Genomic DNA, 23,694 nt, shown 5'->3' with positions numbered 1-23,694 from the left:
GTCGTCCGTCCGCGGCGGATCGAGACTCCCCGACGAGAGGCCCATGGCCCGCAAGCGTGCGCGACCGACCAACGAGATCCTGCTGGAGGCGGCGGTCCGCCTCGGCCTGCCGCCCCGGAGCGTCGAGGTGGAGGCCCTCCGGCTGCATCTCGGCCTGCCGGACTATGGCGGTCTCGTCGAGGACGCGGTGGTCGCCAAGGCCCTTCGGGAGCTGAAGGCGCGGCGCACCTTCGCGGAGGGCGGAGTTGCGGCCGTGAGGAAGGCGATCCCCAGCCTGCGCGCCGCGGTGATGCGGGACGGCAGCATCGCCTGGACCATCCGGACCTTGATCTCCGTCCTCGATGGCGGGCGCCTCGACCTGCGGATCGACGCGAAGCCGGAGACGGGTGTCGCCGGCATCCTCTCCGGCATGGCCCATCGCAACGATCCGAGCTGGCGCCTCGAGGAACTGCGTGCCGCCGTCGCCGAGGCCGGGCTGCGGACTGCGAAGTCCCTGCGCCGCGCCGTGGAGCGCCTGCGCGAGCAGGTCGCCGAGGACCTGCACGAGGTCGGCGCCGATGCCGCCACCTATATCGACCACCTCGACCGTTCGCTGCGTTCGCGCGCCTTCCTCCTCTCGCCGAACCTGAACCAATCGCTCACCGACACCCTGAAGGGCGTGCGCGCCCGCGCCCGCACCGTGGCACGGGAGGATTCCCGCCTGCGCCGCCTGCGCGACCAGGTCGGCTTCGGCGCCTATATCGAGAAGTTCACCGCGGCCCGGCGCCTCGGCCGGCGCATCATCTTCCACATGGGGCCGACCAATTCCGGCAAGACCTACGCCGCCCTGGAGATGCTGCGGGCGGCTGAGACCGGCACCTACCTCGCGCCCCTGCGTCTCCTCGCGCTGGAGAACTACGAGGCCCTGGCCGAGCGCGGCCTGCGTGCCGGCATGGTAACGGGCGAGGAGACGCTGGGCGACCTCAACCCGACCCACACCGCCCGCACCATCGAGACCGCCGACCTCACGCGGCCCGTCGACGTCGCGGTGATCGACGAGATCCAGATGATCGCCGATCCCGATCGGGGCTGGGCCTGGACCAACGCCCTGTTCGGGGTCGCCGCCCGCACCGTGGTGGTCTGCGGCTCCGACGATGCGCTGGCCGCCGTGCGCCGCGCCGCGGAGGCCGCCAACGAGTCCCTCGAAGTGATCGCCTTCGTGCGCAAGACGCCGCTGGTGCTGCAGGAGACGCCCGTTCCCCTGGAGAAGGTGATGCCGGGCGACGCGGTGGTGGCCTTCTCGCGCCGGGCCGTCCACGAGAACCGCGAGATCCTGGTGGCGGCCGGGCACCGGGTGGCGACGATCTACGGAGCACTCTCGCCCGAGGTGCGGCGCGCGGAGGCCGCGCGCTTCCGGACCGGCGAGGCCGACGTCCTCGTCACCACCGATGCCATCGGCATGGGCCTCAACCTCGGTCCGCTGAAGCGGATCGTCTTCTCGGCGGTGCGCAAGTGGGATGGGGTCGGCGAGCGGGGGTTGACCAATTCGGAGATTCGCCAGATCGCGGGCCGCGCGGGCCGGTTCGGGCATCAGGACGAGGGTTACGTCGCTGCCGTTGACGAGACCGGGCTGGAGCCGATCCGGGCGGCGCTGGCCGGGGCTCCCACGGCGCCGGCCGCCGACACGCGCTTCTACGTGCGCCCCGACCTCATCGCGATCAATTCCGTGGCCGAGGAGATGCGCACCGACAGCCTGCGCGAGGTACTGGCGCATTTCGCCCGCGCCACCTTCTACGCGGGCTCGCCGTTCCAGCCTTCCGCCCTGGAGGAGATCCTGGAGATCGCCCGCGTGGTGGACAAGGCGCGGTTGCCCATCGCCGAGAAGTTCGCGTTCTCGGTCTGCCCGGTGGACCGGCGCGACCCGGTCTCCCTCGGCCTGCTGGAGCGCTGGACCCAGGCCCGCGCGGCGGGCACGACGGTGTCGGCTCTCCGGGCGAACCTCGCGGGCGAACTGGACTACCAGGAGCGGACGGTGAAGCTCGCCAGCGCCTATCTCTGGCTGTCCCGGCGCTTTCCCGAGACCTTCGACGATGCCGAGGCCATGCGCACGATGCGGGCACGCGCCAACGGGGCGATCGAGCACCATCTTCGGGAGACGGCGACCCGCAAGGTCGAGCGGCGGACGCGCCGGTCGGGCACGCGGGGCTGATCAGGTCGCCCTCGGGCCACGAAAACCGGTCGGCCAGGGGAGGGGGCAGCCCCTCCCCGACGCCGATCCGGGGTGTTGCTTCAAACGGCTGGGCTCAGGCCGACTTGAGGTGCGCGGCCAAGTGCTTGTTCATCTCGAACATGGTGCACTTGTCCTTGCCGAAGACCTTCTTCAGCTTGTCGTCGGCGAGGATCTCGCGCTTGTTCTCGGGATTCTGCAGGTTGTGCTTCTTGATGTATTCCCAGACCTTGCTGACCACCTCGCCACGGGGCAGGGCGGCGTCGCCAACGACGGCGGCGAGCTCGGAGGACGGCTTCAGCGGCTGCTGCAGGGCGTTCGGCTTGGCGCCATCACCCTTCGGCGCGGCGACCTTCTTGCCCTTGGCGGCGGGCTTCTCGGCGTCCTTCGGGGCAGCCTTGGGGGCGGCCTTCTCGGCGGTCTTGGTGGTGCTCTTTGCCATGGGGTGTTCCTCCGGATGTCGACGGTGAGCGCCGGTACGCCCACGGCCGGTGGCCTCGCAGCGCATAGCTGCAACAACTAAGCGGTGCCGCGAGCGTTCCAAGGGAAAACCGCCCTCGGCGCGCTCGTCATCCACAGGCGCGGAGGCTCGTCTCCGGTCGAGGCCGCCCCAGGGCGAAGTGAGATGGCCTCGACTTGGACGAGAACTTCATCGTCATCGACCTGTACTTTGGCATGAAGGCGAAGGGAGCCAACGGCTTGGCGGCTCGTAGAGCTGCGCGAAAAGCTCTAGAGTTACAGTTGGTTAGGGGATTTTCGGTGGCACGGTGCCAGCCCGTGCTCCGGCACCCACCCCCGGCCCCAGCCCGGCTTAGACGTCGTGTGGGGGAGCGATTCCGGCCCACGCCCGCGCCTCGGCCCAGAGGTGCGGGCGTGGGCGCAAGAATTTCCGACCGCCTTGAAGAATTGATCGGACTCCCGGGCGCGACGGGATCCTCGGAATCTGGACCCGGATCGAGCCCGCTACGTCCGATTTCGGGACGGAGCGGCGGCCGGGGCATCAGCGAACCTTAAGGGCGATCGACGAAACCGGGGGCATGATCCTCCTTGCCTTCACGCTTTCGCTGGGTGCCGCCGTCGCACTCATCATCGGACTCGGCACGCTGGTCTCCATCGAGGCCCAGACCGGTCCCGGCGGCCGTGCCGATGCCGGTCTGATCTGACCGGCGGCCCCGAACCGCCCGCGTCCTCGAACGTTGCGCCAGGGTTCCGTCCCGGTCGCGATCACCCCTTCATGTTCGACAACTCCGTCGCCTCGTCCCTCGACAGCACGGCTCACATCATCCAGATCGCCCTGACGCCCGTCTTCCTCCTCTCGGGCATCGCGACGCTCCTCAACGTCTTCGGCACCCGCCTCGCCCGGGTGGCCGATCAGGCGGAGCGCATCTCGCAGGCGATCGACGGCGCCTCCGGCCTCGACCAGGTCCGCCTGGCGCGGCGCATGAACGCGCTCCGCCGGCGCTCCCTCGCCCTCGACGCCGCCGTGATCCTCGGGGCGCTGGGCGGGGTCGCCACCTGCGGGGCGGTCCTCACGCTGTTCGTCGGGGCCTTGCGGGACGCCACCGTCGCCGACATCCTGTTCGTGCTGTTCGGCCTCGCCATCCTCTGCACCCTGAGCGCCCTGATGGTCTTCGGGTTCGAGATGCTGCTGGCGAGCCGTGGGATGCGTCAACGGGTGGCCGTGCGCCAAATCGAGGTGGCCGAGGAGACCGGCGTGCCGGTGGACGAGCGGGCCTGAATCCGGAACCCCCGCGCGGGTGGCGGCTTGTCCGGTCGAGCGCGGCATCCCGTGCCCCCGCCGCCCGAATCCACTCTGCAAAAGGAATGCGCATGCCGACGGACCTCCCGAACGAGCGCAGCATCCGCCCGGCCGGCTCGATGGAGCTCGACCCCTCGGCCGAGGGCGTCGCGATCGACGAGACCCGGCGCCTGATCGCGTCGAACAAGGTCGAGGGCACCGCCGCCTACAGCCGTGAGGGCGAGTCGATCGGGACCGTCTACAACTTCATGGTCGACAAGGTCTCGGGCCAGGTCGCCTACGCCGTCATCTCCTTCGGCGGCTTCCTCGGGCTCGGCGAGAGCTACCATCCCGTGCCCTGGCGGGCGCTGACTTACAGCGTCGATCTCGGCGGCTACATCGTGGACATCGACCGCGACACCCTGGCGGGGGCGCCCACCCACGGCCCCGGCGAGGATCCCTTCGCCGACCCGGCCTTCGGCGGGCGAGTCGACGGCCATTACGGCGGCTCCAAGGTTCCCACGGCCTGAAGGGACCCGCCGCTCGAGGGCTCGCCGGGCCGGTCAGCTCTCGGGCGCCGCCAGGATCCGGTCGAAGTCGAGGAGCGCCGTCTCGATCACGATCTGCGTGCGGCTGATGACGTCGAGCTTGCGCAGGATCTCGGAGACATGGGCCTTCACGGTGGAATCCCCGACCTGGAGCTCGTGCGCGATCTGCTTGTTGAGCTTGCCCTGGCGGATCATCGCCAGCACCCGCACCTGCTGCGGCGTGAGGCTCGCGACCCGCTCGGCGATCGGCGCCTTGCGGGCGGACGACGGGGGCAGGGTCGCGTTCGGCAGGCTCGCCGGTACCCAGAGTCCTCCGGCAAGAACGTCGGCGATGGCCCGTGTCAGCGTCGCCTTGTCGACCGCCTTGGGCACGAAGCCGGCGGCGCCGTGATCCAGCGCCTCCCGGATGATCCGCGGATCCTCCAGTCCGGAGACGACCAGGATCGGGACCCGCGGCGCCTGCGCCCGGATCGCCAGCAGGCCTTCGAAGCCGGTCACGCCCTGCATCGACAGGTCGAGGAGAATGATCTCGATGGCGGCCTGCGCCGCCAGTACGGCACAGGCGCTGGCGATGCCGTCGGCCTCGTGCAGCGTCGCGTCCGGGTAGGCGAGCCCCACCGCGCTGGCGAGCGCGTCGCGAAAGAGCGGGTGATCGTCGACGATGAGGAGATGCATGCCCGTTCCGCCCGGTGCGTGCGCCCCTGTTCCCGAGCTGTTCGGTGCCGCATTGCGCGGGAGCCGGCCGCCCGACATACTCGTGTCACCGCGGAGAACCGGGCGTCAAGTCCGGCACGCGACGCGCAGGCGGGGAATGGAACGTGGCACAGGGGACGCAGGTGCGCACGCATCTGTGCGGCATCACGACGGCGTGGACGGACGCCGCCGCGGCCGACGGGGCCATCGCGGAGATCGGCGCGGCCATCGGCCCGCGTCCCGTCGCCCAGATCGTGGCCTTCTTCTCGGCCGATTACGACGTCGAGATCCTGAATCGCGAACTCAGCGCGCGCTTTCCGGGTGCGGGCATCGCGGGCTGCACCATGTCGGGCGGCATCTCGCCGGCGGGCGGCCTTGATCGCGGCCTCGTCGTGATCGCCTTCCCGAAGGCGGGCTTCCGCATCGTTTCCACGCTCTTGGACGCCATCGACCACCTCGACGTGGAGCGGACCGCTTCCAGCGTACGGACCCTGCGCCGAAGCCTCGACGGCGCGGGCGCCGATCCGGCATCCGGCCGCTGCTTCGCCCTCTCGCTGATCGACGGGCTCACCAACGCCGAGGAGACGGTGGTCTCGGCCATCGCCTGGGCCCTGGACGGCATCCCCCTCGTGGGCGGCTCGGCGGGCGACGACCTCACCTTCCGCGAGACGGTGCTGCTCCATGACGGCCGAATCCATCAGCGCGCCGCCGTGCTGCTCCTCGTGGATTCGGATTTCCCGATCCAGATCTTCAAGAGCGACAATTTCGAGCCGACCGCGACCAAGTTCGTCGTCACCGCCTCCGACGACGAGCAGCGTACCGTCCACGAGCTCAATGCGGAACCGGCGGCGCGCGAATACGCCATGGCGGTGGGGCTCGATCCGGAGCGCCTGTCGCCGATGAGCTTTGCCGCCTATCCGCTCGCGGTGAAGGTCGGTGGCGAGTATTTCTGCCGATCAATCCGGCGCATGAACGCGGACGGCTCGCTCAGCTTCTTCTGCGCCATCGACGAAGGCGTGGTGCTCACCCTGGCGCGCCCGCGCGACATCGTGGCGGCCACGGAAGCCGAACTCGCCCGCCTCGACGCGGCGCTGGGCGGCATCGATCTCGTCATCGGCTTCGAGTGCGTGCTGCGCCGCCTCGATGCCGAGAGCCGGCAGGTGCGGCACGGCATCGTCGACCTCTACCGGCGCTACGACATCGTGGGCTTCGACACCTACGGCGAGCAGTACCGGTCAATGCACCTCAACCAGACCTTCACGGGCATCGCCATCGGGCGGGGCGAGCCGGCCCGCGGCGAGGCCGAGCCATGATCCTGCCGCCCGAGGCCGCGTCCCCCGCCCCGGAGGAGGACGCGAACCTGCGGCGCATCGCCAAGCTGGAGCGCATCAACGCGGCCCTGATGGCCCATGTGGAGCGCAGCATGGACCAGCAGGGCGGGGCCTATTCCCTGTTTCAGACCGCCACCATGCTGGAGGGGCGCGTCCGCACCCGCACAGAGGAGCTGACCGGGCTGATGCACCGCCTGGAGCGCTCCAACGCCGCCCTGGTGGCGGCCAAGGAGGAGGCCGAGAACGCCAACCGCTCGAAGACCCGCTTCCTCGCGGCCGCGAGTCACGACCTCCTGCAGCCGCTCAATGCGGCCCGGCTCTCGGCCTCGGCCCTGGCCGACCTCGGCCTCGGTCCGGAGGCCGCGGCGATCTCGGGGCAGATCGAGCGCGGGCTCCAGATCATCGAGGACCTGATCAAGACCCTCCTCGACATCTCGAAGCTCGATGCCGGTGTGGTACGCCCAGCGATCAAGCCGGTGGCCCTCGGCGAGCTTCTCGCCGGCATCGCGGCGAGCTTCCGGCCCTTCGCCGAGCGCAAGGGGCTGCGCCTCACCGTGCGCGGGCCCGACCTCGCTGTGGCGAGCGATCCGATGCTGCTCCAGCGCATCCTGCAGAACCTCGTCTCGAACGCCATCCGCTACACCCGGCAGGGCGGCGTGCTGGTGGCGATCCGCCACCGCGGGGACGCCTGCCGCATCGAGGTGCTCGACACAGGCTGCGGCATCGCGCCGGCGGAGCAGGGCCTGGTCTTCGAGGAATTCTTCCGGGGGGGTGCCGAGGGGGAGGGGGGCGAGCCGGGCCTCGGCCTCGGCCTCTCCATCGTGCGCCGCATGGCGCAGGCCCTCGATCATCCCCTCGATCTCGCCTCCCGGGTCGGGCGCGGCACCCGCATGGCCCTGACCGTCCCGGTGAGCCTGACGCCGCCGGAGCGCGCGGTTCCGTCCGCCCCCGTGACGACCCGGCTCACCGGCGCGCGGGTGCTGGTGGTGGAGAACGATCCGCCCACCGCCGATGCCCTGGAGCGCCTCCTGCGCACCTGGGACGCCGAGGTCTGCGTGCATCGCGACCTGGCCGGGGTGGCGGCGTCGCTGGCGGCCGGGAAAAGCCTGCCGGATCTGCTCATCCTCGACTACCATCTCGACAACGGCGCCTGCGGCCTCGACGTGGCGATCCACCTTCAGGCCCGTGCCGAATCCCGTTTGCCGGTCATCGTCACCACCGCCAACCACTCTCCGGAGATCGAGGCGCAGGTCGCCGAATTCGGGGCGCAACTCGTCCATAAGCCGGTGCGGCCGGCCGAGTTGCGGGCGCTCCTGACCTATCTGCTGACGTAAGGGGGCTCCCGAAGGATGCTCATCCCAAGAGTATTTTGAATAATCCTGGCCGTGTCGGAGGCATCGTTCCGTCTTGGTGCATCCCGGCCGCAGGAACGCAAAATCTTTTGCGGCCGCACTGTTAGTTCAATTTGATACGCGATTGAAAAATTTGCATTGCACCAAGATAAAATTGCGCTGCAACGAGAGTTGTGGTGCCCTTGCGAAGCTTCCTGCGGATCTTTACGCTGTCGCGTCAGAATAAGACTTCCCCATGTGCGACCCGCTCCAGGCTCTGACCTGCCGCCCGTCGCCGGCCTGGGGTGCGGAGGACGGCCCGGTTCATGAAGAAAAACAAGGTCATCACGGCTGGCGAAGCGATCGCTCTGATCCGGCACAACGACGTGGTCACCACGACGGGCTTCGTCCAGAGCTGCATTCCGGAGGCGCTGCACGCTGCCCTGGAGAAGCGCTTCGTCGACACCGGCGCACCCCGTGACCTGACCCTGATCATGACGGCGGGGGCCGGCGACAGCAAAGGCCTCGGCACCGGGCGCCTGCACCACGAAGGCCTGCTGAAGCGCGTCATCGCCGCCAATTTCGGCCGCATGCCGAAGGTCGCTAAGGCCGCGCAGGAAGACAAGATTCTCGGCTACAACCTGCCCCAGGGCGTGATCTCACAGCTCTACCGGGCCTGCGCCGCCGGCCAGCCGGGACTGTTCTCCAAGGTGGGCCTGCACACCTACGTGGATCCGCGCCACGGCGGCGCCCGGGTCAACACCGTGACCCAGGACGAAATCGTCAAACTGGTCGAGGTTGATGGCGAGGAGTGGCTGTTCTACACCGCCACCAAGATCGACGTCGCCTTCATCCGAGGCACCTCGGCCGATCCGTCGGGCAACATCTCCTTCGAGAAGGAGGCGCTGACCCTGGACTGCCTCGCCCAGGCCATGGCGGCGCGCAACAACGGCGGCATCGTCATCGCGCAGGTCGAGCGCATCGTCGATGACGGCTTCCTGCTGCCCAAGGACGTCCGCGTGCCCGGCATCCTGGTGGATTGCGTGGTGCTCGCCGAGCCCGAGATGCACCGCATGAACTACGGCGTGCAGCACGATGCGGCGCTGGCCGGCCAGATCCGCGTGCCCGTGAGCGGCATGAAGAAGATGCCCCTCGACGCCCGCAAGGTCATCGCCCGGCGCGCGGCCTTCGAGCTGCCACCCAACGGCGTCGTCAACCTCGGCGTCGGCGCTCCCGAGGGCATCTCGGCGGTGGCCAACGAGGAGAAGGTCACCCCCTACATCACCCTGACCACCGAGGCCGGCGCGGTCGGCGGCGTGCTCGCGTCGGGGTCGAGCTTCGGCGCGGCAACGAACGCCGATTGCGTCATCGACCAGAACCAGATGTTCGACTTCTACGACGGCGGCGGCCTCGACATGACCTGCCTCGGCCTCGCCGAGTGCGACCAGCACGGCAACGTCAACACCAGCATGTTCGGTGGGCGCCTCAACGGCTGCGGCGGCTTCATCAACATCAGCCAGAACGCCCGCTCGGTGGTCTTCGCCGGCACCTTCACGGTGGGCGGCCTGGAGACCGTGATCGAGGACGGCAAGCTCCGGATCGTCACGGAAGGGCGCTCGCAGAAATTCCTGCCGCAGGTCGAGCAGATCACCTTCAGCGGGCACTATGCGCAGATGCGCTCGCAGCCGGTGATCTACGTCACCGAGCGCTGCGTCTTCCAGCTCACCGACGAGGGGCTGGAACTCATCGAGGTGGCCCCCGGCATCGACATCGAGCGGGACATCCTGCCCCATATGGGCTTCCGGCCGATCATCAAGCAGCCGATGCCGATGGATGCCCGCCTGTTCCGCGACGAGCCGATGGAACTGCTCGCCGACCTCTTGAACCTCAACCTGCCGGAGCGGGTGAGCTACGACACCGAGCGCAACATCCTGTTCGTGAACCTGGAGGGCTGGCACGCCCGCGCCAAGAGCGACCTCGACGACCTGCGCATGGTGCTGGTGGGAGCCTGCAAGAAGGCCGGCCAGCGAGTCAACACGGTGGTCAACCACGACGGGTTCCGCATCAACGAGAACCTCTACGACGACTACGCCCACATGATCCAATACCTGCAGGCGAATTACTATCTCACCACCACGCGCTACGCGACCAGTGCCTTCCTGCGCCTGAAGATGGAAGAGGCCCTCAACCGCCGCGGCCTCGCCCCCCACGTCTTCGAGCGCAAGGAGGACGCCCACGCCTTCCTCGAAGGCGCCGGCAAGGTGCGCCGCGCCTCCACGGCGATCGCCTCGGCGGCGTAAATTGAAGGGCGTCGTCGGCCCGGACGCCGGCGTCGCGCCACGTTGAGGCGCGCTCATGGTTCTTGCGTCGGCGCTTCCGCGCCGGCACAACCGGTCCGTGCCACCCCCTCGTCCCAGCCTGCCGGCCCTCGGGGCCTTCCTGGCGATCGCGAAGCATCGCAGTTTCCGGCGTGCGGGCCTCGAACTCGGCGTCAGCGCCTCGGCCCTGAGCCATGCCCTGAAGGGTCTCGAGACGCAGCTCGGCGTCCGCCTCCTTAACCGGACCAACCGGAGCGTCACCCTCACCGCCGCCGGCGAGGATTTTTTCGCGTCGCTAGATGGGCCCTTCCTGGCGATCGGGCAGGCCGTCGAGGCGCTGAACCGCCATCGCGGTGCGCCGGCCGGGCGCGTGCGCCTCAACGTGCTGGAGCACGCGAGCGCGCTCCTCCTCGCCCCGGTCCTTCCGGTCTTCCTCGCCCGCTACCCGGACATCGCGATCGATGTGCGCGTGGCGAATCGCCTGCTCGACGTGGTCGATGCGGGCGCCGATGCCGGGATCCGCTACGGCGACACGGTCCCGGAGGACATGGTCGCGCAGCGCCTCTCCGCCGACATCCGCTGGGTCGTGGTGGGCGCGCCCGCCTATCTGGAGCGCTTCGGGGTGCCGGCGCATCCCCACGACCTTCTCGCCCATCGCGGCCTGCGCGTCCGGCTCGGCGACGACCGCATCTATCATTGGGAGTTCGAGCGGCACGGCGAGGCCATCGCCGTCGATGTGCCGGGGGCGCTGACCCTCGACAGTACCGGCCTCGCGGTGGCCCTCGCCCAGGCCGGAGCGGGCCTCGCCTACCTGCCCGAACCCTGCGTGACGCCGCTGGTCCGGGCGGGCGCGCTCCGGTGCGTGCTCGGCGACTGGTCTGCGTCCGGCGCCGCATTCCACCTTTACTATTCGGGGCGCCGTCAGCTGCCGACGGGCCTGCGTCTGCTCATTGCCCTCATCCGCGAGATGCGCCCGCTCGGCTTCTAGGTCGCGGCGGATCGGCCGGGAACGATGAACGGGACTCATCGCTCCGATGAGGCGATGCCGGCTCACGCCTCGTTTTCGCCCCGCCTACATCGCGGTGGGCGCTCCGGGTCGAGGGGCCGATGGCGACGCGGTCATCGGGACATCCCGCGAATCCGGGACGTCCCGCTTTCCGAACCCGTGAGGTCCCGCCCATGTCCCGTCCCGATCGATTCACCGGCCGTGTCGCCCTCGTCACCGGAGCCGCGAGCGGCATCGGGCGCGCCACCGCCATCGCCTTCGCCCGGGAAGGGGCCCGCGTCGCCATCCTCGATCGGACCGAGGCCGCGCTGCAGCCGACCGCGGAGGCGATCCGAGAGGTCGGCGGCGAGGGGCTGGTCCTCGCCTGCGACATCGCGTGGCCGGAGCAGGTGGAGGCGGCGATCACTGAGACGGTCGCGACCTTCGGCCGGCTCGACATCGCCTTCAACAATGCCGGCGTCGAGAACGTCGCGGCACCGGTGGGGGAGATCGCCCTCGCGGACTGGGACCGTATCCTCGGCATCAACCTGCGCGGCACCTTCGTCTGCATGAAGCACGAGATCGCGCAGATGCTGCGCCAGGGCGGCGGCGTCATCGTGAACACCGCGTCGGGCGCCGGCATCCGGGGCGTCGCCGGCGGCGCCAGCTACGCCGCCTCGAAGCACGCCGTCATCGGTCTCACCAAGTCGGCCGCCCTCGACTACGCCACCGCCAACATCCGGGTGAACGCCGTCCTGCCGGGCAACATCGCGACGCCGATGATGGACCGCTTCACCGGGGGCGACATCCAGAAGGCGATCGACCTGGAGCCGGTCGGCCGCCTGGGCCGGCCCGAGGAGATCGCCGAGGCGGTCCTGTGGATGAGCGCCGAGCTGGGCGCCTTCGTCACCGGCGCCGCGATCTCGGTCGATGGCGGCTGGTCGCTCTGATCCTCCCGTCCGCGGTTCGGCTCGCCCCCGTCGAGGCGGCCGCGGTTGCGGGACGCGCCGCGGCCTGAGAAGACGGAGGGATGATCGTCCGTTCGCGCCCGAGCCTCCTCGACATCCTGTTCACCCTGCGCGGCTCGATCCTGCCGAAGGTCGCCCTCAAGGTCGGGGGCATTACCCTGGTGGCGGTGGTCGTGGTGGCGGTGGAGCGGCGCTGGCCCGAGGCGTTCCCGATCACCGCCGGCGTCGGGCCCTTCACCCTGATCGGGATCGCCCTGTCGATCTTCCTGAGCTTCCGAAACAGCGCCTGCTACGACCGTTGGTGGGAGGGCCGCCGCGCCTGGGGCAGCCTCGTGGTCGAGACCCGGGGGCTCGCCCGGCTCGTGACCGCCCTCCTGCCGGGGGAGCCCGTCGAGCCCCTGCGCGGACGTACCCTGCGGCGCCTCTCTGCCTTCGCCCACGCCCTGCACGCGCAGCTCCGCGGCGGCGATCCTCAGACGGCGGCCGCGCCCTGGCTTCCGGAGGCGGAGGTCGCGCCGCTGGCCCGGCATCCGAGCGCGGCGGATGCGGTGCTGGCCGGGCTCACCGCCGATCTGGCCAGGGCCTATCATCAGGGTGTCCTCACCGACGTGCTGTTGGCCGCCCTGGAGCACAAGATCGCCGCCCTGGCACAGGTCCAGGTGGTGTGCGAGCGCATCCAGAACACCCCGCTGCCCTTCGCCTACACTCTGCTCCTTTACCGCACGGCGTGGATCTACTGCCTGCTGCTGCCCTTCGGCCTCGCGGCCTCCCTCGGCTGGGCGACGCCGGTGGCGACGGCCCTGGTCGCCTACACCTTCTTCGGCCTCGATGCCCTGGGCGACGAGTTGGAGGAGCCCTTCGGCCTCGCGCCGAACGACCTGCCCCTCGACGCGCTGCTCCACACCGTCGACGGCATCGTCCTCGACGCTCTCGGCGAGACCGCGCCGCCGCCCCTGGTGCCGAAGCGCTACCTGCTGACGTGAGGGGGCCGCCCCGCGTGCATCCGACGGTGCCGGCCCGGCGCCTCGGCTGAGGTCTGGGAGGGGTGGAGCGTGGCCTGTCGGCTTCAGGCGGGGAAGCGAGACACGTCGCCTTTGCGCAGGGTTATTTCAGCGGCAGGAACACCTCCGCGACCGCCTCGTGCTCCGGCATCTCCGGGAAGAACGAGAGGCGCTGGCAGTAAAGCGGGAAATCCCGCGCCTCCTCGCCGCTGGCCGGGAGCCACCCGCGATAGAGATAGAGTGCGGGAGGCTCCAGATTGTCGGTGTTGCCAACGACCCGCAGCACCGCGCAGCGTCCGCCGGGGATTTCGCCGACCTTGATTTGCTTCCCGTTCGCCGCGATCGGCTGGTCGGTTCCGACACAGAGGTCAACGCCATAGTCGGCGGGCGACAGGGGACGCCGGTCGGACCGCCAGACGGTGAAGGTCGGGTTCGTGCTGGGGCGCAAGCCAGCGGCCTTCCGCCATTCGATGAACCGCCGAATGGTAGCCCCGAGCGTCGCCGGATCACCGCGGTGCTCCATGATCGCCACCCGCGTCGATGGCACATCGCGGATCGTCACGTCGTCGGGCATGAATGTTCTCAGCATGAGCGTGTTCCTCGCGTTGTCGAGAGGCCCGAAGGCCGCGAGCCACGATCCCCAGTCGGGAGCCTTGCTGAAAGACGACGGCGACTGCCCAAACCGTTGCCGAAAGGCACGGGCGAAGGCATCTGGTGCGTCGTAGCCGGCATCCATCGCCACTTCCGTGACGCTTTGGGCATCCCTGTAGGCCAACCGGTATGAAGCGCGCTTCATGCGAGCAAGCTGAACGTAGCGGTGCACGGACATCCCGAAGGTCGCCGTGAACTGCCGATGGAAATGGAACTTCGAGAAAGCCGCGATGGCGCTGACCGTCTCCAGATCCAGATCGTCGTCCAGGTGCCGATCGATGTGATCCAGCACCCTCCGCATCCGGGCGTGGTAGTTTCGGAGCGCCGCACTCATCGTCCCGACCTTCGTGGCGCGACCAGCTAGGCGCAGACGGGCATGACTTGCTCGACCGATCTTGCTGTTCGGCGCGGGCTGTATGCTGCTCCGAAGTCTGTTCGCGGGCGAGCCGTATCCTCGCGTGAAGGGCAGATTTGGGTCGACGGCGGATACGTCCCGAAGCGTCCGCCATCGATCCGAGGTGTCAGTATTCCCAGAAGATCCGCTGCAACTCCTTCGAGTCCTGCGTCTTCGTCAGGGCGACGGCGGCGAGGATCTTGGCCTTCTGCGGGTTGAGGTCGTGGGCGACCACCCAATCGTACTTGTCGTCGGGCTGCTCGGCGTTGCGCAGGACGAAGCCGTCGCCGACGCGCGAGGAGCGGATGATCTGCACGCCCTTGGAACGGATGTCCTTCAGGGTGTCCACGAGGTAGCCCGCCACCGAGCCGTTGCCGGTGCCCGCATGGATGATCGCCTTGGCGCCGCCCGCCACCGCGCTGGTGTAGGCTTCGGGGTGCATGTTGCCCGAGCCGTACACGATGGCGACCTCGGGGAGGCTGTCGATGCCGTCGATATTGAATTCGGAGGTGGTGCCGTGGCGCTTTACCGGCGCGCGGAACCAGTAGGTCTTGCCCTCCACCACCATGCCGAGCGGACCCCACTGGCTGAAGAAGGCCGAGGGCTTGATGTTCACGCGCTTGGTGGTGTCGCGGCCGGCCTGGATCTCGTCGTTCATGGTCAGCAGCACGCCCTTGGCGCGGGCATCCTTGGCGCCGGCCACGGTGACGGCGTCGAGGAGGTTGAGGGCGCCGTCCGCCGAGATCGCGGTCGAGGGCCGCATCGAGGCCACCATCACGATGGGCTTGTCGGTCTTCACCACGAGGTCGAGGAAGTAGGCCGTCTCCTCCACGGTGTCGGTGCCGTGGGTGACGACGACGCCGTCGACGTCGTCGCGCTTGACCAGGGCCGAGACCTTCTTGGCGAGCTCGATGAGCTGCGCGTTGGTGAAGCTCTCCGAGGCGATCTGGAACGCCTGCTCGCCGCGCACGTCCGCCACCCCGGCGATGGCCGGCACGGCGGCGATGAGCTTGTCCACCGGCACCTTGGCGGCTTGGTAGGTGGCGCTGTTGGCCGCATCCGCGCCGGCGCCCGCGATGGTGCCGCCCGTGGCGACGATGACGACGCGGGGCTTGGCCGCAGCGGCGGGGGCGGAGGCCGTCTCGCCGAGCTTGGCCGGAATCGGGCCCTCCAGCGCGATCGCGGGGAGGGCGGTTCCGACCATCAAGGCCATCAGGGCGATCGGCAGGGTACGGCGCATGGGACTACTCGGGTCGTTTCGGGAGCGGCATTGTGGCGCCGCGCACCGGCGAGGCCCAGCCGAAAAACGCGCCCGTGACGGGTCAATCCCGAGGCATCCGGAAAACCGTCATCGGGGAGGTTGGATCGCGCGAGCCACCGGGCTGTCTCGGGGGGCGTCCTGACCGGAAGATCCGGCGAGGGCCTTGCACACCCGCCCGTCCGGGGCGAGGAGGCTGTTTGGTACTGCGGGGATCGAGCGGAACGAACCGATCATGACCATCGATCACATCGATCTGTCCCGGGTCGACCTCAATCTGCTGGTCGCCCTCGACGCGCTCCTGGCCGAGCGCAGCGTGACCCGGGCGGCCGCCCGCATCGGCATCGGCCAGTCGGCGATGAGCAGCAGCCTGGCGCGCCTGCGCACCCTGTTCTCCGACGAGCTCCTGACGCGCGCGCCCGAGGGCATGCGTCCGACGCCCCGGGCCCTGGCGCTGGCCGAACCGGTGCGGACCCTGCTGCGGCAGGTCCAAGCGCTGGTGCGTCGCGATGCCGAGTTCGATCCGCGTACGGTCACCCGCACCTTCACCATCGGCCTGCCCGACAGCGCCGAGGTGCTGATCGGCCCCCGCCTCCTCGCCCACCTACGGCGGGAGGCGCCGGGCATCAGCCTGCTGCTGCGGTCCATCGACCGCATCCGCATCCTGCAGGAGCTCGATGCGGACCGGGTCGACCTCGGCATCGGCTTCTTCTCGGAGGGGCAGACCCACCACAAGCAGCGCCTGCTCTACCGCGACAGCTATCTCTGCATGTTCAATGCCGACCTCGTCGGCCTGACGCCGCCGATCTCGCTCGACGACTACCTGCGCTTTCCCCACGTGCTCACCAGCCTGAAGGAGACCGCCCACGGGGTCGTGGACGATGCCTTGGCGCGGCTCGGGCGCCGGCGCACCCTGGCGGTGACGACGCCGCGCTTCCTCGCGGTGCCGTTCCTGGTGCGCAGTGCGCCCGTCCTGACCACGATGCACGCCCGGCTCGCGACCTTCTTCGCCGGGGCGCTGGGCCTCACCGTGAGCCCGGCCCCGGTCGCCCTGGAGGATGTCGCGATCTCCATGCTCTGGCACGCCTCCTACGACGACGATCCCGCCCATCGCTGGCTGCGCCGGACCCTCCTCGCCCTGGTGGAGCAGCCGACCGGAACGATCTGACCGTCGGGGGGCGGGACGCAGCCACGGAAGCGGCACAATCCTGCGCGATTTCCGCGGCGCGTGAGGATTCGCACGGATGTGATTCACGGGAGGGCGGGGTTCGTTACCGTTCATCAACCGTTCGGTGATTCCCTCCCACAGTGACGCTTCTGGATTTGCACAGGCTCTTCGGGATCAAAGGAACGGAGCTATGAAGAACTCGCTGGTCGCGGCCCTCGTGGCTGCCTCGTTCGCCGTCGCCGCAACCCCGAGCGCCCAGGCGCGCGATGGCATCGGAGCCGGTGGGGCCGCCGCCCTCGGCGTGCTCGGCGGCCTCGCCATCGGCGGTGCGATCGCCTCGTCCCAGAACGATGGCTACTATCCCGGCCGCCCGGTCTACCGCGCCCCGCGCCCGGTCTACGTCGAGGAAGAGGTCTGCCACATGGAGCGCCGCGGGTACGTCGACGCCTACGGCTACGAGCACATCCGCCGCGTCCGCGTCTGCGAATAAGACAGACCGAGGGGCGAGCGGTCGCCTCGGCGCGGTCGCGCCCCGATCCGTTTCGATGTCAGGCCAGACGGCCCCGCCTCCACGGCGGGGCCGTTCGCGTTCCGGTGGCCCTCTGGCTGCGCCGCCACGCCGGAACCGTTCACCAGGGTCGTCTCCGTTTCGCCGCTTCCTCGGGAGCAACGCGCCAGCGTCCAGCCCGCAAGCATATAATTGTATTAGTTCTAAAATGTTGCTCCGCGATCACGTCGCGAAGTTGTTTAGATCTGCGCCCTAACCGGCTCGTTGACCATCTGAAATTTTTGTTTCAATTGGCCACAATACATTTGGTCGTAGGTCGAACCGTGCCGTTTTTCTTTGTGATCCCCTCCGCACAACCGAAGCGCGGTATCTTCAGCTTGAGGATGGCCCTGGCCAGTTCAGTGGCTGCCATGGTTGCGAGTGCGGTGACTCCGGCGCAGGCCCAGCAATCCAGCCCGCCGAGCGCGTCGGCCGTGACCCTGGATACCCTTGAGGTCGTCGGCGATCGTCGGGGCGGCGCCGCGATCGGCGCGGCCGAGGATCCGCGCGGACCCGTTGCCGGATACGTCGCGACCCGCTCCGTTTCCAGCACCAAGACCGACACCGCGATCATCCGGACGCCCCAGGCGATCTCCGTGGTGGGGCGCCAGCAGATCGACGACCAGAAGCCGGCCTCGCTCGCCGAGGCGACCCGCTACGCGCCGGGCGTCCGCGGCGAGACCTTCGGTGCCGACCCGCGCAACGACTGGTTCCTGATCCGCGGCTTCACCGCCCAGGAATCCGGCTACTTTCTCGACGGGCTGCAGCTGTTCACCTCGGCCTTCGCCACCTGGAAGCTGGAACCTTTCGGCCTGGAGCGGCTCGAGATCCTGCGCGGGCCGAATTCCGGCCTGTACGGCGGCGCCAGCCCCGGCGGCATCATCAATGCGGTGAGCAAACGACCCCCCATCGTGCCGATCCGCTACGTCGAGACCGGCGTCGACAACTACGGCAACGCCTATGCGGGCTTCGACATCGGCGGTCCGGTGGATGCGCCGGGCACCGAGGGCAAGCTGTTCTACCGGCTCGTCGGCCTCGGCCGGGCGGGCGGCACGCAGGTCGACTACGTCAACAACGACCGCTTCTTCTTCGCACCCTCGATCACTTGGAAGCCGGACGCCGACACCTCGCTCACCGTCCTCGCCCAGGTGCAGCGCGACCGCGCCGGCACCCAGAACTTCCTACCCTACGAGGGCACGGTCACGCCCGCGCCCTTCGGCTTCATCAAGACGAGCCGCTTCACCGGCGATCCGGCGACCGACCGCCTGACCCGGTCCCAGGACATGATCGGCTACGAGTTCGAGCACCGTTTCGACAACGACATCAAGTTCCGGCAGAACGCACGCCACGGCACCGTCACCGTCAATCTCTTCAACCGGTACGGCGGCGGCTACGCCACCACGCCGGCCGCGGGCGACCTCAGCCGGTTCGACTTCTTCACCCGCGGCGCCGCAGTGCAGAGCGACATCGACAACCAGTTGGTCATTCCGTTCCGCACGGGAGATTTCGGGCACACGGTGCTGGCTGGCTTCGAGTACCGCCGCTACCAGATCGACGATTACCAGGCCTTCGGCTTCGGTCCGTCGCTGAACCTGATCCGGCCAATCTACCCCAACACACCGCTTAACCTGGGCGCGCCCTACCAGAACGCACTGATCACCCAGAACCAGTTCGCGGCCTACCTGCAGGACGAGATCACGCTCGGGAATTTCTCGATGGTGCTCAGCGGTCGCCACGACTGGGTCGCGACCGACAACGACAATCGCATCGGCGCCAGCGCCAGCCGCGATACCAGCGCCTTCAGCGGCCGCGTCGCCTTGATCTACAACGACGAGTCCGGGCTTGCCCCCTACGTGTCCTATGCGCAGGGCTTCAACCCGACCGTCGGCCTCAACGGCGTGACCGGCCAGCTCCTGCTGCCTGAGAGAAGCGAGCAGACCGAGGTCGGCCTCAAGTACAAGCCCCCGGGCTTCGACGGCTATTTCGCCGCCGCCTTGTTCGACCTGACCCGCTCGAACGTCGTGACCACCAATCCGCTCAACATTCAGCAGGTGGTGCAGACCGGCGCGGTGAACTCGCGCGGTGCCGAGATCGAGATGGTGGCCAACCTCGCGCCCGGCCTGCGGGCCGTCGCGTCCTACACCGCCTACGATCTCTCGGTGACCCGCGACCTGAACACGGCCCTCCTCGGCCGGACGCCGACCAACACCCCGGAGCAGTACGGCTCGCTGTTCCTGGACTACACGTTCCAGAGCGGCGTCTTGCGCGGCTTCGGTCTCGGCGGCGGCGTGCGTGGCGTCGGACGCTCCTTCGCGGACCAGGCCAACGAATTCCGCGTGCCGGGCTACGTCGTTGGCGACCTCGTGGCTCACTACGATTGGGAAGGCTGGCGCTTCGCCCTCAACGTGTCGAACGTCTCGGACGAGCGGATCGTCAACAGCTGCAGCACCGTCACGGCCTGCTACTACGGCGAGCGCCGCCGGGTGCTCGGCAGTATCGGCTACCGCTGGTAGCCACCCGGGGTCGGTCTCGGCGGGATGACCCTGCGGAGACCGGTCACAGCGGCTGGTAGGTGTGCTCCTCGGCCGGGAAGGTGCCGGAGCGGACCTCCTCGGCATAGTCCTTCACGGCGGCCTCGATCTGGCCCCGCAGGGTGCCGAAGCGCTTCACGAATTTCGGCACCCGGTCGCTCAGGCCGAGCATGTCCTCAAGGACGAGGATCTGTCCGTCGCAGGCCATGGTGGCGCCGATGCCGATGGTGGGCGTGGTGATGTCGGGGGAGGTGGCGATGGCCCGGGCCACCGGCTCGACGATGCCCTCCATCACGATGGCGAAGGCGCCGGCGTCGTTGATGGCGCGGGCATCGGCCATCAGGCGGCGCTCGCCGTCGGCCTCGCGGCCCTGCACCTTAAAGCCCCCCATGGTGTTCACCGACTGGGGGGTCAGGCCGATATGGCCCATCACCGGCACGCCGCGCTCCACCAGGAAGGCCACGGTCTCGGCAAAGCGCGCGCCGCCTTCCATCTTGATCGCCCCGGCGCCCGTCTCCTTGAGCACGCGGGCAGCATTGAGGAAGGCCTGTTGGGGGCTCGCCTCGTAGGAGCCGAAGGGCATGTCCACGACCACCAGGGCCCGCGAGGTCCCTCGGATTACGGCCTGCGCCTGGACGATCATCATCTCCAGGGTCACCGGCAGGGTCGATTCCATGCCGTGCATCAGCATGCCGAGGGAGTCGCCCACGAGGATGAAGTCGCAATACGGGTCGAGGATGCCGGCGGTGTGGGCGTGGTAGGCGGTCAGCGCGATGATCTTGCGCCCCTCGGCCTTGCGCTTCGCCAGGTCGATCGCGCGGATGCGGCGGGACTGAACGGCTTGCGACATGGGACTCCACCCGGCTGGTGCGGATCGCCGGAATGCGGCGGACCGTCTGCTGGTGGCGTCTCTATACACGGCCTCGCCCGCACGCGCGCGGGCCGAAGTAACGGTCCCCCGGCATTGTCGCCGGATCTTCGCTCCGTAAAGCTCTTATTTTGTCGGTGGCATACCAAATATCGCCCCCGCTGGCGACAGGTCATCTCAGCGAGGATCTGAGCGTCGTAAGTCCTGCCCGGGGGCGTCGGTAGCAGCGATGGCGTCGCTGCTCCGTGCTCTCTCCGGGCGTTGCCTCCCTAGACTTGCGGATGCCTTTATTCTGCCACAACGGAACCGCTGTCAACTGCGCATGCGTCGGTGTGTCCGCAGATATCTGCAGATCATTTCAGCGTCGTCGCAACATGGGAAAACATCGCGCCCGATCAAGGAGTTCGTATTGCGATGTCCCGGTTCGACTGATCGTCCGCTCCGGCAGGTTTTCGGGCGCGGCTGGGCTTGCGGACCAAGAGGCCCTTGGCCGGGTTCCTGACCTAGCGCTGCGCTGCGCCTCCGGCTCGGGCACTCCACGCGGGGTCCTCGGGGATCACCGTGGTGGGGTGGCGCTCCTGCCAGCCCTCGATGCCCTCGGGGAACCAGTGCACGCGGGTATAGCCCTGCAGCACCAGCCGCTTGGCCGCATTCCAGCTGCCCCAGCATTCGGGATGGCAGAAGGCGACGATGGCCCGGCCCCTGTCGCCCCCGGTCAACTCCTCGACGCGCTGGAGGAAGAGGGTCTCGCGAGCCGGATCGAGGGGCGCGGCACCGGCATTGGCCATCCAGACCGCGCCGGGGATCGAGCGGTGGGCGGGCAGCCAGGGCCGGTCGTCCGGAAAGCCCGCCGGGCGCCGGTCGGCCAGGGACACGTCGAGAAGGATCGGCTTGTCGCGGGCGATCAGGGCATCGAGGGCGTCGATGTCGATGACCGTGGCGCCCGACAGAGTGGCTGGGGTGTAGCCCCGTTGCGGCCCTGTCCAGATCCCGTCCGGTTCCGGCACGTTCAGAGGGGAATCCGCTGGGCCGGCCGCCGCCAGGACGAGCGTGGCGGTTCCCGCGACCGCGAGCCGGACGAGCCGCCGCATCATGGTGCGGACCCGCTCAGTTCGTGGCGCTCGGCGCCGTGAAGCTGTGCTCCCAGCGGCCGTTCTGGTTGTCGGTGGCCACGACCTTGATCGGCCCCTGGCCCTCCGGCTGCAGGCCGAAGTTGATCACCGGGTTCGACGCGATCGAGATGTCGCCGTCGAGGGTCAGGACGGCCTGGTCGCCGCGGGTGATCGCGACTTTGTTGATGTAACGGGCCGGCGTGTAGTCGCGGGTGATCTGGTTCATCTGCATGCCGCTGAAGTTTGGGTGACGGATCATCAGCGTCGCCTCCACGGGGCGCCCGGGCTGGGCCTCCGCGAATTTCAGCTTCATGTCGCCCATCCCCTTCATCGCCTCCTCGTCGCTCATCCCCATGGGCGCCGAGCAGCCGCCGGAAGCCTTCACGAACTTCGTGGTCTCGAAGAGCCGGCCGTCCTTGGTCTCCACCACGGCGTGGATGTTGGTGTAGTTGTTCACCCGCACCCGGAGCTTGATCTCGCCGGCATCCGCCCCCGGGCCGAAGGCGATGTGGGCGGCGTAGGGCGACGGGTTGTCGTCGATGACGAGGTGGATGCCCGCGACCTTGTCCTTCTCCGGCATGGTCAGGGTGATCGGGACCAGCGAGGCATCGAGCGCCCGCACCGGCGCGTCGATCTTCACGAGGCTGTCGGTCGGTGCGATCGTCTTGTCACCGAAGATCGACGTCCGAATTTCCTTCCAGCGGGCGATGCGTTCCGACTCGTCGTCCGAAGCCCCGGCGGCAAGGCTCGGGCTGGTCCGCAGCGCGGTGCCGGCGCCGACCAGCGGCAGGGCGAGCGACAGGGCTGCCAGGACGGAGCGGACGAGAACAGGTTTAGCAATGGAGCGGGTCATGGCGTTTCTCCTGCTGGATGATCGTTCTTCTTGCGACATCTCTAACATCACGTGGCACCGGGCGGGATCGGCCTCAAGCCACGCTCGCAAATTGAGGTCTCGGGTCATGATCTCGAGTGATGGTCTCCTGCCACGCCCTCATTCCCATTCCAGCTCCTTGAAGGCCTGGGTGACGTTGCGGCCGTTATAGGTGTCGAACAGGATCCACCGGTCGCGCTCGGACTGGGCGACGGTCCGCACCGCCTTCTCGATCGGCACGTCCGCCACGATGGCCTTCCGCGTCTCGTCCCGGAGGATCGTGAGATAGCGGGTGAGGTCGTCGAGGGCGGGCGCGACATCGACCAGCCGCGGTCCGTGCCCCGGAACGGCCTTGGTCGCCCCCATCGCGCGCAGGCGGTCCGCCTCCTTGAGCCAGCCCACGAGGCTGCCGTCGAGGGAGGGGATGCGGGTGACGAACAGGAGGTCGGCGGGAAACAGGATGCCGCTCGCCGAATCGCGCATCGAGAGGTCGCAGTTCGTGTGCGCCGCGCCGTGCGCGGCGAAGCGCACGACGCGGCCGCCGAGATCCACCTCGGCGCCGTCCGTCACCTCCAGGGTGGGATAGACCACGCTGCCGGCCCGGTCCGCGCCCAGAATCTCGACGAGGCGCCCGCGATAGTATTCGCCCCGGGCATCCAGGGCGGCGCGCAGGGCATGGTGGCCCACGTAGACCGGCTTGTCCTCGGCGAAGGCCGCCGCACCGAAGCAATGGTCCGGGTGGACGTGGGTCAGCACCACGTGGCTGATCGGCTTGTCCGTGCGCTTGCGGATCTCCGCGCGCAGCCAGGCGCCATCGGCGAGGCTGCCGCCGGATTCGGTGACGAGCACGGACCGGTCGCCGACGATGAAGCCGATATTGGCGATGGCGTCGTCGTTCTCGGGGGTCGCCTCGGCGTCGGGGCCGCGCCGGATGAAGATGCCGGGGCCGACCTCCTGCAGGTCGAAGCCCTCGGCCGACCGTCCGAGGGTCGGCAGGCAGCACAGGCACAGGCCGCCGAACAGGGCGCTGCGGCGCGTGGTGCTCCAGCGTGATCGGCCGGCGTCCGCCCGCATGAACTTCCTCCGTCTTCTTGTTCTACCAATTAGTAGGTAGATTTTTTCCCGCGTCAACGGCATAAGCCGGAAGGCCGGCGGCCGGGCGATCACGGACTCGC

21 protein-coding genes are annotated in these 23,694 nt (G+C 68.9%); 13 read left to right on the top strand and 8 right to left on the bottom strand.

Annotated features, from left to right (window positions below; translation table 11 throughout):
* Window positions 1-43: 43 nt before the first annotated feature.
* Complete coding sequence (locus tag ASF41_RS04420) at window positions 44-2,188, top strand: helicase-related protein (RefSeq protein WP_056491110.1); 2,145 nt, start codon at window positions 44-46, stop codon at window positions 2,186-2,188.
* 94 nt (window positions 2,189-2,282) lie between these two features.
* Here ASF41_RS04420 and ASF41_RS04415 read toward each other — a convergent pair whose 3' ends face one another.
* Window positions 2,283-2,648, bottom strand: coding sequence for an SWIB/MDM2 domain-containing protein (locus ASF41_RS04415; protein WP_055947098.1), 366 nt, complete (start codon window positions 2,646-2,648; stop codon window positions 2,283-2,285).
* A 595-nt stretch (window positions 2,649-3,243) separates the two neighbouring features.
* On the opposite strand from ASF41_RS04415, the gene ASF41_RS26400 reads away from it, so the two are divergent.
* The 3 genes from ASF41_RS26400 (at window position 3,244) to ASF41_RS04405 (ending at window position 4,474) form a co-directional block, all read left to right on the top strand.
* Entirely contained in the window at window positions 3,244-3,369 is a 126-nt protein-coding gene (locus tag ASF41_RS26400; RefSeq protein ID WP_274534730.1) for a hypothetical protein, read from the top strand.
* Window positions 3,370-3,440: 71 nt separating this feature from the next.
* A complete protein-coding gene (locus ASF41_RS04410) occupies window positions 3,441-3,944 on the top strand; it encodes a DUF2721 domain-containing protein (RefSeq protein ID WP_056491107.1) in 504 nt (167 codons plus the stop codon).
* 92 nt (window positions 3,945-4,036) lie between these two features.
* Window positions 4,037-4,474 (top strand): PRC-barrel domain-containing protein, encoded by a 438-nt coding sequence (locus ASF41_RS04405; RefSeq protein WP_056216034.1) that lies wholly within the window; start codon window positions 4,037-4,039, stop codon window positions 4,472-4,474.
* Window positions 4,475-4,507: 33 nt separating this feature from the next.
* On the opposite strand, the gene ASF41_RS04400 is transcribed toward ASF41_RS04405, so the two are convergent.
* A complete protein-coding gene (locus tag ASF41_RS04400; RefSeq protein WP_082487530.1) occupies window positions 4,508-5,167 on the bottom strand; it encodes a response regulator transcription factor in 660 nt (219 codons plus the stop codon).
* 143 nt (window positions 5,168-5,310) lie between these two features.
* Here ASF41_RS04400 and ASF41_RS04395 point away from each other — a divergent pair, with 143 nt between their 5' ends.
* The 6 genes from ASF41_RS04395 to ASF41_RS04370 all read left to right on the top strand — a co-directional run bounded on the left by ASF41_RS04395 (window position 5,311) and on the right by ASF41_RS04370 (window position 13,101).
* Complete coding sequence (locus ASF41_RS04395; RefSeq protein ID WP_056216030.1) at window positions 5,311-6,498, top strand: FIST N-terminal domain-containing protein; 1,188 nt, start codon at window positions 5,311-5,313, stop codon at window positions 6,496-6,498.
* A complete protein-coding gene (locus ASF41_RS04390) occupies window positions 6,495-7,850 on the top strand; it encodes a hybrid sensor histidine kinase/response regulator (protein WP_056216028.1) in 1,356 nt (451 codons plus the stop codon). The genes ASF41_RS04395 and ASF41_RS04390 overlap by 4 nt, the downstream gene beginning before the upstream one ends.
* A gap of 323 nt (window positions 7,851-8,173) precedes the next feature.
* Window positions 8,174-10,147 carry an acyl CoA:acetate/3-ketoacid CoA transferase gene (locus ASF41_RS04385; protein WP_056216025.1) on the top strand — a complete coding sequence of 658 codons (1,974 nt, stop codon included), beginning with the start codon at window positions 8,174-8,176 and terminating at the stop codon, window positions 10,145-10,147.
* A gap of 55 nt (window positions 10,148-10,202) precedes the next feature.
* A complete protein-coding gene (locus ASF41_RS04380; protein WP_082501459.1) occupies window positions 10,203-11,153 on the top strand; it encodes a LysR family transcriptional regulator in 951 nt (316 codons plus the stop codon).
* 191 nt (window positions 11,154-11,344) lie between these two features.
* The gene (locus ASF41_RS04375) at window positions 11,345-12,100 is read left to right on the top strand and encodes a glucose 1-dehydrogenase (RefSeq protein ID WP_056491104.1); all 756 of its coding nucleotides are present in this window, start codon (window positions 11,345-11,347) and stop codon (window positions 12,098-12,100) included.
* An 80-nt stretch (window positions 12,101-12,180) separates the two neighbouring features.
* The gene (locus tag ASF41_RS04370) at window positions 12,181-13,101 is read left to right on the top strand and encodes a bestrophin family protein (RefSeq protein ID WP_056491101.1); all 921 of its coding nucleotides are present in this window, start codon (window positions 12,181-12,183) and stop codon (window positions 13,099-13,101) included.
* A 121-nt stretch (window positions 13,102-13,222) separates the two neighbouring features.
* Here the strand turns inward: ASF41_RS04370 and ASF41_RS04365 are convergent, their stop codons facing one another.
* A complete protein-coding gene (locus ASF41_RS04365; protein ID WP_056491099.1) occupies window positions 13,223-14,104 on the bottom strand; it encodes a GyrI-like domain-containing protein in 882 nt (293 codons plus the stop codon).
* Window positions 14,105-14,291: 187 nt separating this feature from the next.
* Entirely contained in the window at window positions 14,292-15,404 is a 1,113-nt protein-coding gene (locus ASF41_RS04360) for an asparaginase (protein WP_082503979.1), read from the bottom strand.
* 253 nt (window positions 15,405-15,657) lie between these two features.
* Between ASF41_RS04360 and ASF41_RS04355 the strand changes: the two genes are divergently transcribed.
* From ASF41_RS04355 to ASF41_RS04345, 3 genes are all read left to right on the top strand, one after another.
* Complete coding sequence (locus ASF41_RS04355) at window positions 15,658-16,590, top strand: LysR family transcriptional regulator (RefSeq protein WP_056216016.1); 933 nt, start codon at window positions 15,658-15,660, stop codon at window positions 16,588-16,590.
* A gap of 190 nt (window positions 16,591-16,780) precedes the next feature.
* Entirely contained in the window at window positions 16,781-17,080 is a 300-nt protein-coding gene (locus ASF41_RS04350; RefSeq protein ID WP_056216013.1) for a hypothetical protein, read from the top strand.
* Between the two features lie 428 nt (window positions 17,081-17,508).
* On the top strand, window positions 17,509-19,650 hold the full coding sequence (locus ASF41_RS04345; RefSeq protein ID WP_082503976.1) for a TonB-dependent siderophore receptor: 2,142 nt from the start codon (window positions 17,509-17,511) through the stop codon (window positions 19,648-19,650).
* A gap of 43 nt (window positions 19,651-19,693) precedes the next feature.
* On the opposite strand, the gene panB is transcribed toward ASF41_RS04345, so the two are convergent.
* From panB to ASF41_RS04325, 4 genes are all read right to left on the bottom strand, one after another.
* A complete protein-coding gene (panB, locus tag ASF41_RS04340) occupies window positions 19,694-20,518 on the bottom strand; it encodes a 3-methyl-2-oxobutanoate hydroxymethyltransferase (RefSeq protein ID WP_056277125.1) in 825 nt (274 codons plus the stop codon).
* 521 nt (window positions 20,519-21,039) lie between these two features.
* The gene (locus ASF41_RS04335) at window positions 21,040-21,627 is read right to left on the bottom strand and encodes a rhodanese-like domain-containing protein (protein WP_056491261.1); all 588 of its coding nucleotides are present in this window, start codon (window positions 21,625-21,627) and stop codon (window positions 21,040-21,042) included.
* A gap of 16 nt (window positions 21,628-21,643) precedes the next feature.
* On the bottom strand, window positions 21,644-22,501 hold the full coding sequence (locus ASF41_RS04330) for a quinoprotein dehydrogenase-associated SoxYZ-like carrier (RefSeq protein WP_056491093.1): 858 nt from the start codon (window positions 22,499-22,501) through the stop codon (window positions 21,644-21,646).
* Between the two features lie 138 nt (window positions 22,502-22,639).
* The gene (locus ASF41_RS04325; RefSeq protein WP_056491090.1) at window positions 22,640-23,593 is read right to left on the bottom strand and encodes a quinoprotein relay system zinc metallohydrolase 2; all 954 of its coding nucleotides are present in this window, start codon (window positions 23,591-23,593) and stop codon (window positions 22,640-22,642) included.
* Window positions 23,594-23,694: the final 101 nt, after the last annotated feature.

This window comes from Methylobacterium sp. Leaf111 (assembly GCF_001423285.1).
Lineage (GTDB): Bacteria > Pseudomonadota > Alphaproteobacteria > Rhizobiales > Beijerinckiaceae > Methylobacterium.
This window is presented reverse-complemented; position numbering and strand designations above follow the sequence as displayed.

Excerpts from the sequence above, each read along its gene's own strand:
- ASF41_RS04420 (WP_056491110.1), top strand. The coding sequence starts at position 44 with ATGGCCCGCAAGCGTGCGCGACCGACCAACGAGATCCTGCTGGAGGCG.
- ASF41_RS04415 (WP_055947098.1), bottom strand. The coding sequence starts at position 2,648 with ATGGCAAAGAGCACCACCAAGACCGCCGAGAAGGCCGCCCCCAAGGCT.
- ASF41_RS26400 (WP_274534730.1), top strand. The coding sequence starts at position 3,244 with ATGATCCTCCTTGCCTTCACGCTTTCGCTGGGTGCCGCCGTCGCACTC.
- ASF41_RS04410 (WP_056491107.1), top strand. The coding sequence starts at position 3,441 with ATGTTCGACAACTCCGTCGCCTCGTCCCTCGACAGCACGGCTCACATC.
- ASF41_RS04405 (WP_056216034.1), top strand. The coding sequence starts at position 4,037 with ATGCCGACGGACCTCCCGAACGAGCGCAGCATCCGCCCGGCCGGCTCG.
- ASF41_RS04400 (WP_082487530.1), bottom strand. The coding sequence starts at position 5,167 with ATGCATCTCCTCATCGTCGACGATCACCCGCTCTTTCGCGACGCGCTC.
- ASF41_RS04390 (WP_056216028.1), top strand. The coding sequence starts at position 6,495 with ATGATCCTGCCGCCCGAGGCCGCGTCCCCCGCCCCGGAGGAGGACGCG.
- ASF41_RS04385 (WP_056216025.1), top strand. The coding sequence starts at position 8,174 with ATGAAGAAAAACAAGGTCATCACGGCTGGCGAAGCGATCGCTCTGATC.
- ASF41_RS04380 (WP_082501459.1), top strand. The coding sequence starts at position 10,203 with ATGGTTCTTGCGTCGGCGCTTCCGCGCCGGCACAACCGGTCCGTGCCA.
- ASF41_RS04375 (WP_056491104.1), top strand. The coding sequence starts at position 11,345 with ATGTCCCGTCCCGATCGATTCACCGGCCGTGTCGCCCTCGTCACCGGA.
- ASF41_RS04370 (WP_056491101.1), top strand. The coding sequence starts at position 12,181 with ATGATCGTCCGTTCGCGCCCGAGCCTCCTCGACATCCTGTTCACCCTG.
- ASF41_RS04365 (WP_056491099.1), bottom strand. The coding sequence starts at position 14,104 with ATGAGTGCGGCGCTCCGAAACTACCACGCCCGGATGCGGAGGGTGCTG.
- ASF41_RS04360 (WP_082503979.1), bottom strand. The coding sequence starts at position 15,404 with ATGCGCCGTACCCTGCCGATCGCCCTGATGGCCTTGATGGTCGGAACC.
- ASF41_RS04355 (WP_056216016.1), top strand. The coding sequence starts at position 15,658 with ATGACCATCGATCACATCGATCTGTCCCGGGTCGACCTCAATCTGCTG.
- ASF41_RS04350 (WP_056216013.1), top strand. The coding sequence starts at position 16,781 with ATGAAGAACTCGCTGGTCGCGGCCCTCGTGGCTGCCTCGTTCGCCGTC.
- ASF41_RS04345 (WP_082503976.1), top strand. The coding sequence starts at position 17,509 with ATGGTTGCGAGTGCGGTGACTCCGGCGCAGGCCCAGCAATCCAGCCCG.
- panB (WP_056277125.1), bottom strand. The coding sequence starts at position 20,518 with ATGTCGCAAGCCGTTCAGTCCCGCCGCATCCGCGCGATCGACCTGGCG.
- ASF41_RS04335 (WP_056491261.1), bottom strand. The coding sequence starts at position 21,627 with ATGCGGCGGCTCGTCCGGCTCGCGGTCGCGGGAACCGCCACGCTCGTC.
- ASF41_RS04330 (WP_056491093.1), bottom strand. The coding sequence starts at position 22,501 with ATGACCCGCTCCATTGCTAAACCTGTTCTCGTCCGCTCCGTCCTGGCA.
- ASF41_RS04325 (WP_056491090.1), bottom strand. The coding sequence starts at position 23,593 with ATGCGGGCGGACGCCGGCCGATCACGCTGGAGCACCACGCGCCGCAGC.